15 protein-coding genes are annotated in these 14,565 nt (G+C 71.4%); 3 read left to right on the forward strand and 12 right to left on the reverse strand.

Annotated elements, in window-relative coordinates:
* Entirely contained in the window at positions 1 to 2,214 is a 2,214-nt protein-coding gene (gene glgB / locus ACOJUI_RS10375; RefSeq protein WP_422114889.1) for a 1,4-alpha-glucan branching protein GlgB, read from the forward strand.
* Positions 2,215 to 2,227: 13 nt separating this feature from the next.
* On the opposite strand, the gene ACOJUI_RS10380 is transcribed toward glgB, so the two are convergent.
* From ACOJUI_RS10380 to ACOJUI_RS10390, 3 genes are all read right to left on the reverse strand, one after another.
* Entirely contained in the window at positions 2,228 to 3,130 is a 903-nt protein-coding gene (locus tag ACOJUI_RS10380; RefSeq protein ID WP_422114890.1) for a co-chaperone YbbN, read from the reverse strand.
* A gap of 67 nt (positions 3,131 to 3,197) precedes the next feature.
* Positions 3,198 to 4,241: a hypothetical protein gene (locus ACOJUI_RS10385; RefSeq protein ID WP_422114891.1), complete on the reverse strand. Its 1,044-nt coding sequence runs from the start codon at positions 4,239 to 4,241 to the stop codon at positions 3,198 to 3,200.
* Between the two features lie 41 nt (positions 4,242 to 4,282).
* The gene (locus ACOJUI_RS10390; RefSeq protein WP_422114892.1) at positions 4,283 to 5,002 is read right to left on the reverse strand and encodes a hypothetical protein; all 720 of its coding nucleotides are present in this window, start codon (positions 5,000 to 5,002) and stop codon (positions 4,283 to 4,285) included.
* A gap of 128 nt (positions 5,003 to 5,130) precedes the next feature.
* Here ACOJUI_RS10390 and nucS point away from each other — a divergent pair, with 128 nt between their 5' ends.
* Together nucS and ACOJUI_RS10400 are read left to right on the forward strand one after the other, a co-directional pair.
* Entirely contained in the window at positions 5,131 to 5,838 is a 708-nt protein-coding gene (gene nucS / locus ACOJUI_RS10395) for an endonuclease NucS (protein ID WP_422114893.1), read from the forward strand.
* Positions 5,839 to 5,866: 28 nt separating this feature from the next.
* A complete protein-coding gene (locus tag ACOJUI_RS10400) occupies positions 5,867 to 7,096 on the forward strand; it encodes an N-acetylglucosamine-6-phosphate deacetylase (protein WP_422114894.1) in 1,230 nt (409 codons plus the stop codon).
* A gap of 21 nt (positions 7,097 to 7,117) precedes the next feature.
* On the opposite strand, the gene ACOJUI_RS10405 is transcribed toward ACOJUI_RS10400, so the two are convergent.
* From ACOJUI_RS10405 to atpB, 9 genes are all read right to left on the reverse strand, one after another.
* Entirely contained in the window at positions 7,118 to 7,558 is a 441-nt protein-coding gene (locus tag ACOJUI_RS10405) for a DUF2550 family protein (protein ID WP_422114895.1), read from the reverse strand.
* A 12-nt stretch (positions 7,559 to 7,570) separates the two neighbouring features.
* Positions 7,571 to 7,849 (reverse strand): F0F1 ATP synthase subunit epsilon, encoded by a 279-nt coding sequence (locus ACOJUI_RS10410; protein ID WP_422114896.1) that lies wholly within the window; start codon positions 7,847 to 7,849, stop codon positions 7,571 to 7,573.
* Positions 7,846 to 9,324, reverse strand: a complete 1,479-nt coding sequence (gene atpD, locus ACOJUI_RS10415; RefSeq protein WP_422114897.1) for a F0F1 ATP synthase subunit beta — start codon at positions 9,322 to 9,324, stop codon at positions 7,846 to 7,848. Before atpD ends, ACOJUI_RS10410 begins: the two co-directional genes overlap by 4 nt.
* Before the next feature lie 45 nt (positions 9,325 to 9,369).
* On the reverse strand, positions 9,370 to 10,284 hold the full coding sequence (locus ACOJUI_RS10420; RefSeq protein WP_422114898.1) for a F0F1 ATP synthase subunit gamma: 915 nt from the start codon (positions 10,282 to 10,284) through the stop codon (positions 9,370 to 9,372).
* A gap of 70 nt (positions 10,285 to 10,354) precedes the next feature.
* Entirely contained in the window at positions 10,355 to 11,980 is a 1,626-nt protein-coding gene (atpA, locus tag ACOJUI_RS10425; RefSeq protein WP_422114899.1) for a F0F1 ATP synthase subunit alpha, read from the reverse strand.
* A gap of 80 nt (positions 11,981 to 12,060) precedes the next feature.
* Positions 12,061 to 12,876, reverse strand: coding sequence for a F0F1 ATP synthase subunit delta (locus tag ACOJUI_RS10430; RefSeq protein WP_422114900.1), 816 nt, complete (start codon positions 12,874 to 12,876; stop codon positions 12,061 to 12,063).
* Positions 12,877 to 12,885: 9 nt separating this feature from the next.
* Complete coding sequence (locus tag ACOJUI_RS10435) at positions 12,886 to 13,431, reverse strand: F0F1 ATP synthase subunit B (RefSeq protein WP_422114901.1); 546 nt, start codon at positions 13,429 to 13,431, stop codon at positions 12,886 to 12,888.
* 10 nt (positions 13,432 to 13,441) lie between these two features.
* Positions 13,442 to 13,672 carry an ATP synthase F0 subunit C gene (gene atpE, locus ACOJUI_RS10440; RefSeq protein ID WP_422114902.1) on the reverse strand — a complete coding sequence of 77 codons (231 nt, stop codon included), beginning with the start codon at positions 13,670 to 13,672 and terminating at the stop codon, positions 13,442 to 13,444.
* Between the two features lie 106 nt (positions 13,673 to 13,778).
* Positions 13,779 to 14,441, reverse strand: coding sequence for a F0F1 ATP synthase subunit A (gene atpB, locus ACOJUI_RS10445; RefSeq protein ID WP_422114903.1), 663 nt, complete (start codon positions 14,439 to 14,441; stop codon positions 13,779 to 13,781).
* Between the last annotated feature and the right edge of the window lie 124 nt (positions 14,442 to 14,565).

Raw genomic sequence — 14,565 nt, forward strand, 5'->3', positions numbered from 1 at the left:
ATGACGAAGACCCCGGACCGCACCCAGGACGCCGCCGCGCCGGTGATGCCGCTGGGCGAGCACGAGCTCGGCGCCACCGCCACCGGCAGCCATCACGAGCCGCATTCAGTGCTCGGGGCCCACGAGTACGGCGGCGCCGTCACCGTGCGCACGCTGAAGCCCCTCGCCGCGGAGGTCTGCGTGGTGCTGCCCGACGGCACCGCCCACCCGATGGAGCACGAGTACGAGGGGATCTGGGTGACCGCCCTGGCCCTCGAGCAGATCCCCTCCTACCGGATCCGCGTGACCTGGTCCGAGGGCGGCACCCCGATCGAGGTCGAGGAGCCCTACCGCTTCCTGCCCACCATCGGCGAGCTGGACCTGCACCTGATCCGCGAGGGACGCCATGAGGAGCTGTGGCAGGCCCTCGGCGCGCATGTGCGCACCGTCGACGGCGTGGCGGGCACCTCCTTCGCGGTGTGGGCCCCGAACGCCCGGGCCGTGCAGGCGGTGGGCTCCTTCAACGGCTGGAACGGGCGCCTGCACGCCCTGCGCTCGCTGGGCGCCTCCGGGGTGTGGGAGATCTTCGTGCCCGGCGTCGGCGACGGCGACATCTACAAGTTCCGCATCCTGGGCGCCGACGGCGTCTGGCGGGAGAAGGCCGACCCGATGGCGCGGCTGGCCGAGGTGCCGCCCGCGACCGGCTCCGTGGTCACCACGAGCAACTTCGAGTGGACCGACGACCACTGGCTGGCCGAGCGCGCCGGGCAGGACCCGCTGAGCTCGCGGATGTCGATCTACGAGCTGCACCTGGCCAGCTGGCGGCCGGGCCTGGGGTACCGGGAGCTGGCCACCGAGCTGACCGAGTACGTCACCGAGATGGGCTTCACCCATGTGGAGTTCATGCCGGTGGCCGAGCATCCCTTCGGCGGCTCCTGGGGCTACCAGGTCACCGGCTACTACGCGCCCACCTCGCGGCTCGGCTCCCCCGACGAGCTGCGCCACCTCATCGACACCCTGCACGGCGCCGGCATCGGCGTGATCCTGGACTGGGTCCCGGCGCACTTCCCGAAGGACGAGTGGGCGCTGGCGCGCTTCGACGGCACCGCGCTGTACGAGCATGCCGACCCCCGCCGCGGGGAGCATCCGGACTGGGGCACCCTGGTCTTCGACACCGGCCGCAACGAGGTGCGCAACTTCCTGGTCGCCAACGCCTGCTACTGGCTCGAGGAGTTCCACGTCGACGGGCTGCGGGTCGATGCGGTCGCCTCGATGCTCTACCTCGACTACTCGCGCGAGGACGGGCAGTGGCTGCCCAACCGCCACGGCGGGCGGGAGGACCTCGAGAACATCGGCTTCCTCCAGGAGGCCACCGCGACCGCCTACAAGCGCGCCCCCGGCATCGTGATGATCGCGGAGGAGTCGACCTCCTTCCCCGGCGTCACCCGCCCCACCGACACCGGCGGCCTCGGCTTCGGCTTCAAGTGGAACATGGGCTGGATGCACGACACCCTCGAGTACCTCGGCACCGATCCCATCCACCGCCAGCACCACCACGGCGAGCTGACGTTCTCGATGGTCTACCACTACTCCGAGAACTTCATCCTGCCGCTGAGCCATGACGAGGTCGTGCACGGCAAGGGCTCCCTGCTGCGCAAGGCCCCCGGTGACGACTGGCAGCAGGCGGCGTCGCTGCGCGCCTTCCTGACCTTCCAGTGGATGCACCCCGGCAAGCAGCTGGTGTTCATGGGCATCGAGTTCGCCCAGGGCACCGAGTGGTCCGAGCAGGCGGGACTGCCCTGGTGGCTGCTGGAGTACCCGCTGCACCGCGGCGCCCAGCAGCTGGTGCGGGACCTCAACGCGCTCCAGGCCGAGTTCCCCGCGCTCTACCAGCGCGATCAGGATCCGGGCGGCTTCGAATGGCTGATCGGGGACGACGCCGAGCACAACACGATCTCCTTCGTGCGGCGCGACGAGCAGGGCGACCCCGTGGTCACGGTCGTGAACTTCTCCCCGCAGCCCTGGCACGAGTACCGCGTCCCGCTGCCCGAGGGCGGGGACTGGCTCGAGGTGCTGAACTCCGACGCCCCGGTGTACGGCGGCAGCGGGGTCGGCAACCTCGGCCGGGTCCATGCCGAACCGCTGCCCCAGCACGGCCGCGACCATTCGGTGCGGCTGGCGGTGCCCCCGCTGGGCGCGGTGGTGCTGGTGCCGGAGCGCCTGCGCGAGGGCTGAGCGCCCCGCCCGCTCAGAAGAGCAGGTTCGCCATCCGGCGGCGGGCGGGCGCGACCCGCGGGTCCGCGGGCCCGGCCACCTCGAACAGCTCGAGCAGCCGGGTCCGCACGGTGTCCTTGGTCTCCGCGTCGGCCCCGCGCAGCTGGTCCAGCAGGCGGCCGAAGGCGTCCTCGACGTGACCGCCGAGCATGTCGAGGTCCGCGACCAGCAGCTGGGCCGGGAGGTCCGCAGGGCGCTGGGCCGCCGCCTCCCGGGCCGCGCCCGGCTCGATGTCCTGGGTGCGGCGCATGAGGGAGACGGTGGCCAGGCCCGCCTTCGCCTCGGCGTCGGCCGGGGTCTCCTGCAGCTGCCGGCGGTAGGCGTCCACCGCGGCGTCGAGATCGCCCCGCTCGATCGCCGCGTAGGCCTCGGCGATCAGCGGCGGCAGCGGCTCCTCCGCGGCCGGGTCCTGCTCGGGCGCTCCGGCGCCGGAGACGTCCATGCCCTGCTGGCGGGCGAGGTCCACGATCTGGGTCAGGAGCGGCTCGATCTCGGACTCGGGCAGCACCGACTGCACGATCGGCTGCAGCTGGCCCTGGAGCAGCAGCAGCAGGGTGGGCAGCTGCTGGACGCGCAGCGCGGCGGCGACCCGCTGCTGGCCGTCGGCGTCGACGATCGCCAGGCGCAGCGCGCCGCCCTGGGCGTCGACGCCGCGGCGCAGGGCCGCCAGGAAGTCGTCGCCCCCGGGCACCCGCGAGCTGGTCACCAGCATCAGCGTGGCGATCTGCTGGGAGTCGGTGATGAGCTGCTCGAGGCCCTGCTCGGTCACCGCGACCTCGTGCGCCGCCGGGCTGCCGGCGGCGGCACCGGTGCCCACGGGGTCGCCGGCGGGCTGCTTGAGGGCGGCGAGGTCGATGATTCCGTACGGATCGGTCACAGGGGTTCTCCTTCGATGGCGGCGGGACGGGGCCCAGTCTAGGGAGTGCGCCGGCGCGCGGTCCCGCTCACTCGCCGCGGGCGCTCAGCGCGGTCTGGGTGGCCCCGATCGGCTGGACCTGCCCGCCGCCCTCGGCGGCGGGGATGTGGAGGGCGACATGGGTGCCGTACTCGCGCACGTACTCCTTGGTGAACTCCTTCTTCCCGATCACCTTGGTGTACTTGTTGTCCTCGGCGTAGCGCATGGTGGCGCCGTCCTTGATGGTCACCGTGCGGGTGGACAGCAGCGTGCCCATCACGATCGCGCCGCCGTCGTCGGTGCGCAGGCCCACGAACTCGCCGTCCTTGACCGTGTAGACCTCACGGATGGTGGCCGCCTCGTCCCATTCCACGCCCTGGTTCAGCTCGGCGCGCTCGGTCTGGATGCGCTCATGGGTGCCGGTCTGGAAGGGGTTCGGGGCCAGGGCGTCGTCCGCATCCGCGGCGTCGCCGTCGGTGAGGACCTGGGCGTACAGCGTCAGCGCCGCGGCGGGGGTCATCACCAGGTCGTCGGCGTCGGGGGCGACCTGCTCGGAGCCGACCAGCTCATGGGGCACCGTGGGCATCTCGATGCCGACGGCCTGCTGCGCCCAGCCCCAGGACGAGTAGTCGGCCCGGGCGGACTCCTGGCGCAGCGCCATGAAGTACGGCACGCCGCCCTCGACGGAGTCCTCGACCAGCGCGATCGCCACCCGCGGGAACTCCGCGCCGGTGGAGGTCATCGGCACGATCAGCTCGGCACCGGGGACCTTGAGGTCCTCGGCCCACTCCGCGGCCTTCGCGATCATGGCGTAGGCGGCGGTGCGGAAGTCCACCGCGGAGCCGTGCACGCGGGGCGCGAGCAGCGCGGCGTCCCGGGCCTCGTCGGCCGCGGTGACGGCGGCGTTGACCTCGGTGACGAAGGTGCCGAACTGCTCGGTGGTCTGCACCGGGGTGGGCTCGGCCAGCGGCTTGCCGGTCGGCGGGGCCGGCGGCGGGGCGGGCTCGGAGGAGCAGGCGGACAGCAGTCCGCCGCCCAGCAGGGCGCCGGCGCCCAGCAGCAGTCCGCGGCGGCCGACGGGTCGGCTGATCATCGGGGAGTCCTTCCAGGCGCTCGGGCGCAGTCCGGGGCGGGTCATCGGCGGGCCTCGCCGTCGGTGTCGGTGTCGGTGACGGTGACGGTCTCGGGATCCTCGTCGGCCGTGGCGGGCTCGGCCTCCTCGTCGTCCCGGCGGCGACCGCCGATCGAGACCACCAGCAGCACCAGTCCGATCACGGCGATCGCGGCGCCGCCGGCGTAGGCGAACGGCACCCATTCGTTCTCCGCCTCGACCGGCCAGGTGATGGAGACCTTCTCGGCACCGGGGGCGGTGCCGTCGGTGACGATCAGCAGGGGGCGGTAGACCTGCTCGTCCTGCCCGTTCTCCGCGGCCCAGAACTCGGCGATGTCCAGGGTGTAGGGGCTGGGCGCGGTGTCCACGCCGCGCCAGAGGTCCGAGCCGGTGGGGTCGCTCAGCTCGGCGGCGCCGTCGGGATGGACCTCCTGGGTGCTGAGAGTGGTCCAGTCGCTCGCCCCGGTGATGCGGGTGTGGCGGACGCCGTCGAGGTAGGCCGCCACGTCGCCGTCGGTGGCGGTGATGACGGAGACGTCGGAGGCGCCCTCGATGACCACCTCGCCCTCCTCCCCGCCCACGTACAGCACGCCCGGATCGAGCACCACGGCGGGGCCGGGGTCGGAGAGCTCGACCGTGGCGGTGGTCTCGGTGTCGGGAGCCCAGGTGGTCTCGCCCAGACGGCCCAGCCCGAGCCCGATCACCCCGATCAGGATCAGCAGCGCGGCCAGGAGTCGTTGCACGGTGGTAGCTCCTTCGAGGTGGCTCGGGGACGGGCCCGAACGGGGACGCGACCACGATACGAGCGGGGCCGGTGCCAGAACAGGGGCGAGTGAGGAGGTGCACCCGGCCGGTGCCGTACCCTGGCACGGTGCGTCTCGTCGTTGCCCGCTGTTCCGTCGACTACACCGGTCGGCTCACCGCCCATCTGCCGCTGGCCCCGCGGCTGCTGATCGTCAAGGCCGACGGCAGCGTGCTGGTCCATTCCGACGGCGGCAGCTACAAGCCCCTGAACTGGATGAGCCCCCCGTGCACCCTGCGCACCCTGCGGCGCTCCGACGAGGATGCGGCCGCCGACCCCGAGGGCCCCTGGATCGAGCAGTGGGACGTCGTCCACGACAAGTCCGGCGACCGGCTGCGGGTGCGCCTGCACGAGGTCTTCGAGGACTCCTCCCATGAGCTGGGCATCGACCCCGGCCTGCAGAAGGACGGCATCGAGGCGCATCTGCAGGAGCTGCTGGCCGAGAACATCGAGACCCTGGGCGCCGGCTGGTCGCTGGTGCGCCGCGAGTACTTCACCGCGATCGGGCCGGTCGACATCCTGGCCCGCGACGAGCACGGCGGCTCGGTGGCGATCGAGATCAAGCGGCGCGGGGAGATCGACGGCGTCGAGCAGCTGACCCGCTACCTCGAGCTGCTCAACCGTGATCCGCTGCTGGCGCCGGTGCGGGGCATCTTCGCCGCCCAGGCCATCAAGCCGCAGGCGCGGGTGCTGGCCAAGGACCGCGGCATCGACTGCGTGATGCTCGACTACGACGCCCTGCGCGGACTCGACGACGTCACCTCCCGCCTGTTCTGACCCCTCGCCCCCTTCCCCAGGAGAGTCCGTGAGCCCCACCGAGCCGTCCTGCCGTCCCGAGCTCTCCGCCACCCTGGCCCTGCGCGGCGCCGCGGTGCTGGAGCAGGGCCTGGTCCCCGACGCCCTGGTGCTCATCGACGGCCCCGACATCCTCTGGTCCGGCCCGGCCGGCCGGGCCCCCGCCCACACCGCCGCCGAGTCGATCGTCCACGACGGGCTGATCCTGCCGGGTCTGGTGGACCTGCACTGCCACGGCGGCGGCGGGGCCTCCTTCCCGGACGCCGCCGACGCGACGGAGATGCTGGTCGCGGTGCACGAGCATCGCCGACACGGCACCACCGGCCTGGTGGCCTCGCTGGTCACGGCCGATCCCGCCACCCTGCGGGCCCGCACCGGCGAGCTCGCGGCGCTGGCCGCCGCCGGGGAGATCGAGGGCATCCACCTGGAGGGTCCCTTCCTCTCGGTCGCCCGGCGCGGCGCGCAGGACCCCGCCCACATCACCGCCGGCGACCCGGAGCTGGTGCGGGAGCTGGCCGCGCTCGCGGGCGGGGCGCTGGCGACGATGACCCTGGCCCCCGAGGCGGAGGGCGCCGATACCGTGATCGACGTGCTCGCGGAGGTGGGGGCGCTGCCCTCGCTCGGCCACACCGACGGCTCCAGCGCCCAGCTGACCCGCGCCGTGGAGCGCTCGGGAGCCGCGCTGCGCCGGGAGCGCGGCCGCTCACCGCTGCCCACCGCCACCCACCTCTTCAACGGCATGCGTCCCATGCACCACCGGGACCCGGGGCCGGCCCTGGCGGCCCTGGACGCGGCGGCCCGCGGGGAGCTGGTGGTCGAGGTGATCGCCGACGGGGCGCACCTGGATGCCCGCACCGTCGCCCACGTGTTCGCGATCGCCGCCGAGGACCATGTGGTGCTGGTGACCGATGCGATGGCCGCCGCCGGCATGGCCGACGGCCGGTACCGGCTGGGGGCGCTCGAGGTGACCGTCGCCGCGGGCGTGGCGACCCTCACCGGCGGTGACGCCATCGCCGGCGGCACCGCACACCTGCTGGACGTGGTGCGCTTCGCGGTCAACGAGGCCGGGGTGGACCTGGTGCGGGCCGTGCGGGCGGCCTCGTCGGTCCCGGCGCGGGTGCTCGGGGCGCAGGACCGGATCGGGGCGCTCGGCGCGGGGCGCCGCGCGGATGCGGTGCTGGTCGATGCGGGCCTCGCCCCGGTGGCGGTGCTGCGCGCCGGGGTGCGCGTGACGGACTGATCGGGGCCGGCGGGGGCCGGCTCAGTCGGCGTCGCCGTGGAAGAGCCCGGTCGGGGCCGCCTCCAGCCAGGAGTTCAGCGCGGCCCCGGAGACCAGGTCGACGATGGCGCGGACCTCGCGGCCCTCACGGAGGCTGAACTCGAGCAGGTAGCTGTCCTCGTCGCCCTCCACCTGCGCGGCCAGGCGGCGCCGGGAGACGTCCAGGATGTCCGAGCGGCGGATCACCACCTCGGGCCGCAGCCGCAGCGAGAAGGCGCGGAACCAGCGCAGCCGGTCGGTGCCGAAGCGCATCAGCCCGTGCTGCCAGCTCGCCTGCCCCACCAGTCCGCGTCGCTGCAGGGAGCATTCGAAGCCGCCCCGCCGGCGGGAGACCGTCAGCTGGCGCAGCACCAGCAGCAGCGCCGCCACGGCGACGAGCATCCCGACCCCCGCGAGGAGGATCGGGATGCTCAGGTCACTCATGGACGGGTGGGCTCAGCGCGCGTCGGAGGACGAGGTGGCTTCCGCCTCGTCGACGCCGATGGTGACCACGTCGCCGTCCACGGAGACGAAGCCGCCGCTGACCGCGCGCTGCTCGACATGCCCGCTCTGGTGGATGATGCGCACCGTGCCGGAGCCCAGGATCGCCAGGGTGGGCTGCATCTGCGGCAGGATGCCCATCGAGCCGTCGACCGCCGGCACCACCACCTGCGCGGCCTGCCCGGTCCAGACGGTGCGATCCGCGGTGACGAAGGTGACCTCGAGCGCACTCACGCGCCGAGCTCCTTGTCGATGCGGTGCTGGTTCTCCAGCACCATGTCGATGCCGCCGACGTTGAAGAAGGCCGACTCGGTGATGTGGTCGAACTCGCCGTCGCAGATGCCCTTGAAGCCCTCGATGGTGTCGCGCAGCGGCACGTCGGAGCCGTCCACACCGGTGAACTGCTTGGCCAGGTGGGTGTTCTGCGAGAGGAACTGCTGGATCCGGCGGGCCCGGGAGACGATGACCTTGTCCTCCTCGGAGAGCTCGTCCACGCCCAGCATCGCGATGATGTCCTGCAGCTCCTTGTTGCGCTGGAGGACCTGCTTGACCCGCACCGCGGTGTCGTAGTGCTCCTGGCCCACGTAGCGCGGGTCCAGGATGCGCGAGGTCGAGGACAGCGGGTCGATCGCCGGGTAGAGGCCGCGCGAGGCGATCTCACGGGAGAGCTCGGTGGTCGCGTCCAGGTGTGCGAAGGTGGTCGCCGGGGCCGGGTCGGTGTAGTCGTCGGCCGGGACGTAGATCGCCTGCATGGACGTGATCGAGTGGCCGCGGGTGGAGGTGATGCGCTCCTGCAGCACACCCATCTCGTCGGCCAGGTTCGGCTGGTAGCCCACCGCGGAGGGCATGCGCCCCAGCAGCGTGGAGACCTCGGAGCCCGCCTGGGTGAAGCGGAAGATGTTGTCGATGAACAGCAGCACGTCCTGGGACTGCACATCGCGGAAGTACTCCGCCATGGTCAGCGCCGAGAGCGCGACGCGCAGGCGGGTGCCCGGCGGCTCGTCCATCTGGCCGAAGACCAGGGCGGTCTTGTCGATGACCCCGGACTCCGTCATCTCCTCGATGAGGTCCCAGCCCTCACGGGTGCGCTCGCCGACGCCGGCGAACACGGAGACGCCGTCGTGGTTGTTCGCCACGCGGTAGATCATCTCCTGGATCAGCACGGTCTTGCCGACGCCCGCGCCGCCGAACAGGCCGATCTTGCCGCCCAGCACGTACGGGGTGAGCAGGTCGATCGACTTGATGCCGGTCTCGAACATCTGGGTCGAGGACTCCAGCTGGTCGAAGTTCGGGGCGTTGCGGTGGATGGGCCAGCGCTCGGTGATCTGGAGCTCGGAGGCGCTCTTGTTCAGCGGGTTGCCGACCACGTCGAAGACGGTGCCGAGGGTCGCATCGCCCACCGGCACCGAGATCGGCGCGCCGGTGTCGACCACGTCCTGGCCGCGGACCAGGCCGTCGGTCGGCTTCAGGGCGATCGCCCGGATCATCCCGTCACCGAGGTGCTGGGCGGTCTCCAGGGTCAGGGTGGACGCCGCCAGACCGGAGCCGGTGTCCGGGATGTCGATGGTCAGGGCGTTGTAGAGCGCCGGGATCTGGCCCGGGGGGAACTCGATGTCGACGACGGCGCCGGTGACGCGGGCGACGCGGCCCGCGGCGCTCGGGGCCGCGGCCTCGGGGGCCTGGCTGTCGGTGATAGTGGTCATGTCCATTCTCTCCATGTCGGGCCGCCGCGCGGGGCGCAGCCGGCCAAGGTCTCAGCGTTCGGTGCGGCCGGATCCCGAGAGGGCGTCGGCGCCGCCGACGATCTCCGTGATCTCCTGGGTGATCTCCGCCTGGCGGGCGGTGTTCGCCAGCCGGGTGAACTTGTCGATCTGGGCTTCCGCGTTGTCGGTCGCGGTCTTCATCGCCCGCTGGGTCGCGGCGTGCTCGGACGCCATCGACTGGAGCAGGATGTTGATGATCCGCGCCTCGACGTAGCGCGGCACGAGATCCTCGAGCACCGCCTCGGGGTCCGGGGCGAAGCTGTACAGCGGGTAGGTGGGACGGCCCTGCTCCGCATCGGCCTCCACCAGGCCCATCGGCACCAGTCGGATCGACCGGGTCTGCTGGACGAAGCGGGAGGTGAACCGGGTGCCGACGACGTAGAGCTCGTCGAGGTGCACCGCGGGGTCCTCGCTGAGGAGGTCCTCGGTGACCACGCCCGCGATCTCGCGGCCGAGGGCGGTCAGCTCGCTCTCCTTGTACGGGGTCCAGGCGCGGTGCGCCGGGCGGTTGCGGAAGCGGTAGTAGGAGTCGCCCTTGGCGCCGACGACGTACATCACCGGCTCCTTGCCCTCATCCCGCAGGGTGTTCGCCAGCTGCTCCGCATCGCGCAGCACGTTGTGCGAGTAGGGCCCGGTCATCCCGCGGTCGGCGGTGATCAGCAGGATCCCCGCCCGGTCGGTCTGCCGGCGCTCGGACTGCAGGAAGGGGTGAACCACCTCGTCGGAGTGCGTGGCGACCGAGCCGATGGCACTGGTGAGCGCCTCGGCGTACGGGGTGGTGGCCAGCACCCGGGCATGGGCCTTGGCGATGCGCGAGGCCGCGACCATCTCCTTGGCCTTGAAGATCTTCTTCATCCCCTGGGCGGACCTGATCCGCTGCTTGTAGACCCTCTGCTGGGCTCCCATGTCTCTCCTCCTGCGGCGTGGATGCGTCCGGGGCGGGTGCCGCCGCCCCGGAGGGCGGCGGCAGCTCGCATCAGCCGCGGACGATCTGCTCCTGCTCGATCTGGTCGGCGGACAGACGACGGCTCTCGTCGGTGCGCTGGGAGTCCTCGCCCTTGCCGGCGAGGAAGTCCCGCTTGACGTCGTCGAGGATGCCCGAGAGCTCGGCCTCGGTCTCGTCGGAGAACTTGCCGGTCGAGCGGATCGACTCCAGCACGCCGCCGTTGTGACGCAGGTGCTCGAGCAGCTGCGCCTCGAAGAGACGGACGTCCTCGAGCTCGATGTCGTCGAACTTGCCCTTGGTGCCGGCCCAGATCGAGACGACCTGCTCCTCCATCGGGAACGGCGAGTACTGCGACTGCTTGAGCAGCTCCATCAGTCGCGCACCGCGGTGCAGCTGCTGCTTGGAGGCGCCGTCGAGGTCGGAGGCGAACATCGCGAAGGACTCGAGGTCGCGGAACTGCGCGAGGTCGATCTTCAGCGTGCCCGAGACCGACTTCATGGCCTTGGTCTGGGCGGAGCCGCCGACGCGGGAGACCGAGATGCCGACGTCGACCGCCGGGCGCTGGTTCGCGTTGAACAGGTCCGACTGCAGGAAGCACTGGCCGTCGGTGATCGAGATGACGTTGGTCGGGATGTACGCCGAGACGTCGTTGGCCTTGGTCTCGATGATCGGCAGCCCGGTCATCGACCCGCCGCCCAGCTCGTCGGAGAGCTTCGCACAGCGCTCGAGCAGACGGGAGTGCAGGTAGAAGACGTCGCCCGGGTAGGCCTCGCGGCCCGGCGGACGGCGCAGCAGCAGCGAGACGGCGCGGTAGGCCTCGGCCTGCTTGGAGAGGTCGTCGAAGACGATGAGGACGTGCTTGCCCTCGTACATCCAGTGCTGGCCGATCGCGGAGCCCGTGTAGGGGGCGATGTACTTGAAGCCCGCCGGGTCCGAGGCCGGGGCGGCCACGATGGTGGTGTACTCCATCGCGCCCTGCGCCTCGAGGGTCGCCCGCACCGAGGCGATGGTCGAGCCCTTCTGACCGATGGCCACGTAGATGCAGCGCACCTGCTTGGCGGGGTCGCCGGAGTCCCAGTTGGCCTTCTGGTTCAGGATCGTGTCGATCCCGATGGCGGTCTTGCCGGTCTGGCGGTCGCCGATGATCAGCTGGCGCTGACCGCGGCCGATCGGGGTCATCGCGTCGATCGCCTTGAGGCCCGTCTGCATGGGCTCCTTGACGGCCTTGCGCATCATGACGCCGGGGGCCTGCAGCTCGAGGGCGCGACGGCCGACGGTCTGGACCTCGCCGAGGCCGTCGATCGGGTTGCCGACCGGGTCCACGACGCGACCGAGGTAGCCGTCACCGACGGGGACGGAGAGCACCTGGCCGGTGCGACGCACCTCCTGGCCCTCCTCGATCCCGCCGAACTCGCCGAGGACGACGACGCCGACCTCGCGCAGCTCGAGGTTCAGGGCGAGGCCGAGGGTGCCGTCCTCGAAGCGCACCAGCTCGTTGGCCATCACGCCGGGGAGTCCCTCGACGCGGGCGATGCCGTCGGCGGCCTCGCTGACGCGGCCGATCTCTTCGCGCTCGGTGGCGCCTGCCTGGTAGGTGGACACCGCGGTGTCCAGGGCGTTCCGGATCTCCTCCGGGCTGATCGTGAGCTCCGCCATCTGCGCTTCGCTTCCTCTCGGTCTCCCCGTGACGGGGATGGTCTGGTCAATGCTGGGGACGCCGGGGCGTCGGGTCTGAGTCAGGCCACCAGTCGCTGGCGGGCTCGGGAGAGCCGGGCGAGCACGGTGGCGTCGTAGAGGTCGTCGCCGACCTGGATCCGCAGACCGCCCACGACCTCGGGATCGACCTGGAGGTTCATCTGGACCTCACGGCCGTAGATGCCGGCCAGGACGGCGCCGAGCCGAGCCTGCTGCGTCTGGCTGAGCGGGATCGCGCTGGAGACCGCCGCGAAGGAGCGCCGACGGCGATCGGCGGCGAACCGCGCGAACTCCTCGACCCGCCGGGCCGGCTTGGTGTCGGTGCGCCGGCCCACGGACCGTGCCGCCAGGGCGACGGCGATCCGATGGGCCCGGCCCTCCAGCAGGGAGCGCAGCAGCGCGGCGCGCCGTGAGGGATCCTCCCGGGAGCCGTCCAGCGCCGCGGTGAGGTCGCCGCTGGCGTCGATGAGCTGCGAGACCTCGAACAGCTGCTGCTCGACCTGCTCGAGCACGCCCTCGGACTGCGCATGGTCGAGCAGCGCCGAGACGCCGAGCAGCTCGAGCGCGTCGAGGATGTCCTCCTGCTCGGACCAGCGGCGACGCACGATCTCGAGGAGCGCCTCGAGGGCCTGCGGGCTCACGCGACCGCCGAACAGCGAGCGCACGGACGCCTCCTTGATCGCGGCCGGGCGGCCGGGATCGGAGAGCGTGCGCACCAGCTGATTGCTGGAGTCGATGGCGTCGGCCATCGAGAACAGCTCGTCGGCAACGGTCTCGAGCGAGCCGGGATCGGCGGCGAACGCGCCTTCGGCCAGCTTGAGCACCTCAGCGAATGAGGTGGAGGAAGTTCCTCGCATCACGGTTCCTTATCGGGTGGTGGCCTGGCTCGACTCGAGGTCGTCCAGGAACCGGTCGATCACTCGGCGCGAGCGCTCGTCGTCGGTGAGGGACTCGCCGACGATCTTGGAGGCCAGGTCGCTGGCCAGTGCACCGACCTCGCCGCGCAGCTCGGTGGAGGCCGAGATGCGCTCGGCGCCCAGCTGCTGACGGCCGGCCTGCAGCACGCGGTCGGCCTCGGCCTCGGCGCGCGAACGGGCCTCGTCGACGATCTTCTGACCGTCCACGCGGGCCTTCTCGCGGATGGCGGCGGCTTCCTGACGGGCGGCCGCGAGCTCGTGCTCCTGGTCGCTCCTCAGCTGCTCGACCTGCTCCTGGACCTTCTCCGCGTTGCGGATGCCGCCCTCGATCTTCTCGGAGCGCTCGTCGAGCACGGCGTTCATGCGCGGGAGCACGAACTTCATGAAGACGAGCGCGAAGATCAGCAGGAAGATCGCCGACCAGACGATCTCCTCCGGGAGCGGGATCAGCAGCCGCCAGCCGGGGACTGCTCCCCCTGCTTCTGCCAGAATCATGTGCTCGACCTCAGACGAAGATCAGGCCGGTGACGATGGCCAGCAGCGCGAGGATCTCGGTGAAGGCGATACCGATCAGCATCGTGGTCTGCAGCTGCGAGCGCATCTCGGGCTGACGGGCCTGCGCCTCGGCGGTCTTGCCGACCAGGATGCCGATGCCGAGGCCCGGTCCGATGGCGGCGAGGCCGTAACCGATGGTGCCGATGTTGCCGGTCACCTCGGCGAGGATCGTGGACTCCATGGGTGTTTCCTTTCGTTGTGCCGCGTGAGGGCGACGGTCAGGTCTTCGGGGGGGCTAGCGGAAGCCGCGCGGCGGTGGCCCGGAGGCCTCCCGCCGCGGCGGGAGGTCAGTGCTCGTCGCTGGTGGCGAGCTGGATGTAGACCGCGGTCAGCATCGTGAAGATGAAGGCCTGCAGGGCGGCCACGAAGATCTCGAAGCCGTAGATGCCGATGGCCATCACGCCGGCGAAGGGGCTGATCGCGATGATCCAGTCGCCGGAGAACAGCAGCGCGTGGGTCATGCCGATGAAGACCACGATCATCATGTGGCCGGCGACCATGTTCGCGAGCAGTCGGATGGTCAGCGAGGCCCAGCGGATCACGACGACCTGGAGCAGCTCGATCGGGATCAGCAGGATGTAGATCGGCCACGGGATGCCCGGGGGCATCGTCTCTGCGCGGAGGTAGCCCAGGACGCCGTGCTTGCGGATGCCGGCGCCGACGTAGGTGACGAAGGTCCACAGGGCCAGCAGCAGCGGCAGGCCGATCACCGAGGTGCCGGCGAGGTTCAGCCCGGGGACCACACCCGTCAGGTTCATCACCAGGATGAACACGAACATCGTGATCAGCATCGGGGCGAAGCGCTTGCCGTCCTTGAGGCCGAGCGTGTTCGCGATGATGCTGTTGTTCACGAAGTCGATGACGAGCTCGACGACGCTCTGCACGCGGCCGGGGACGAGCTTGGCCCGCGAGGCGACGATGCACATGAACACGAGCACCACGGCGAGCATGATGAGCCGCACCAGCTGGACGCGGTTGAACTCGAAGATGGTCCCCTCGAACAGGATCGCCGGGGGGAAGAACTCACCCAGCGTGGGGATGTGGAAGAAGGAGTCGTCCTCTGCCAGCAGTGCC

This window comes from Brachybacterium sp. UNK5269, from assembly GCF_049266655.1.
GTDB lineage: Bacteria > Actinomycetota > Actinomycetes > Actinomycetales > Dermabacteraceae > Brachybacterium.

Bases quoted from the DNA above. Each gene is read 5' to 3' on its own strand.
- ACOJUI_RS10430 (WP_422114900.1), bottom strand. From the start codon at position 12,876: ATGCGAGGAACTTCCTCCACCTCATTCGCTGAGGTGCTCAAGCTGGCC.
- ACOJUI_RS10420 (WP_422114898.1), bottom strand. From the start codon at position 10,284: ATGGGAGCCCAGCAGAGGGTCTACAAGCAGCGGATCAGGTCCGCCCAG.
- glgB (WP_422114889.1), top strand. From the start codon at position 1: ATGACGAAGACCCCGGACCGCACCCAGGACGCCGCCGCGCCGGTGATG.
- ACOJUI_RS10405 (WP_422114895.1), bottom strand. From the start codon at position 7,558: ATGAGTGACCTGAGCATCCCGATCCTCCTCGCGGGGGTCGGGATGCTC.
- ACOJUI_RS10435 (WP_422114901.1), bottom strand. From the start codon at position 13,431: ATGATTCTGGCAGAAGCAGGGGGAGCAGTCCCCGGCTGGCGGCTGCTG.
- ACOJUI_RS10385 (WP_422114891.1), bottom strand. From the start codon at position 4,241: ATGATCAGCCGACCCGTCGGCCGCCGCGGACTGCTGCTGGGCGCCGGC.
- atpA (WP_422114899.1), bottom strand. From the start codon at position 11,980: ATGGCGGAGCTCACGATCAGCCCGGAGGAGATCCGGAACGCCCTGGAC.
- atpB (WP_422114903.1), bottom strand. From the start codon at position 14,441: ATGCTCGCCGTGGTGCTCGTGTTCATGTGCATCGTCGCCTCGCGGGCC.
- atpD (WP_422114897.1), bottom strand. From the start codon at position 9,324: ATGGACATGACCACTATCACCGACAGCCAGGCCCCCGAGGCCGCGGCC.
- atpE (WP_422114902.1), bottom strand. From the start codon at position 13,672: ATGGAGTCCACGATCCTCGCCGAGGTGACCGGCAACATCGGCACCATC.